Below are 682 nucleotides of genomic sequence, written 5' to 3'. Positions count from 1 at the left end.
ATAGGAAGAGGAAGAGAACGTCAAGGAACATCCTTTACCTCCTCAGGTACTTGTGGTAAAAGAACTTCACGTTGTCCACCCAAAAGCGGTTGAGCCCCTCGGGATCGTTCTCTGCCCCAATGGGAGCCCAGCGTTTCCCGAGAAAAGCGATGAAGTCCTCCTCGCCGCTTTCCCTGAAGCGCTCGAAGTTCTTTTTCACGGTGGCGCAGGCCCACTCCGCTTGTGTCGCAAGGTCTGTGTTCTTTGCCGCCACAACCCCAAACTCAAAGCCCTTGCGCCCCCGTTCAGCACTCCGGATGGCAAAGACTAAAGCGCAGGGGCGGACGGGGTAGAGGTAGCTCCTGCAGGCCTCGCAGTCGAAGTACCTCTTGGCGATGCGCTCAATCGTCCGTATCTCCCCGGGGAAGGGGAAGGTGGAGAGGTCTAAGCACTCATTCTCCCCCGAAAGGATAAAGAGCAAGTCCCGAAGAATTGCCCCCAGGAATTCCCGGAAAAAGAACCCTGTCCTTGTCATTCGAGCTTCAACCCCCGCAAAATGATGGCAAGAAGCATCGAGGGAACGACAAAGGAAAAAACCCCGTACCAGACCTTGAGGGAGGCGATTTCCCTCTCCACACAAAGCATCCGCTCCTCGAGCTTCTCGAAGTCCTACTCGAGCTTCTCGAGGATCTTCAGGATGTAT

General features: G+C 55.3%; 1 protein-coding gene. It reads right to left on the bottom strand.

Annotated elements, in window-relative coordinates:
- Positions 1-34: 34 nt before the first annotated feature.
- Positions 35-514 (bottom strand): hypothetical protein, encoded by a 480-nt coding sequence (locus H5U36_08795; protein MBC7218214.1) that lies wholly within the window; start codon positions 512-514, stop codon positions 35-37.
- Positions 515-682: the final 168 nt, after the last annotated feature.

Source organism: Candidatus Caldatribacterium sp. (assembly GCA_014359405.1).
Taxonomy (GTDB): Bacteria; Atribacterota; Atribacteria; order Atribacterales; family Caldatribacteriaceae; genus Caldatribacterium; species Caldatribacterium oleiphilum.
Note: the sequence above shows the minus strand (reverse complement) of the source record. Positions and strands in the feature narration are given on the sequence as shown.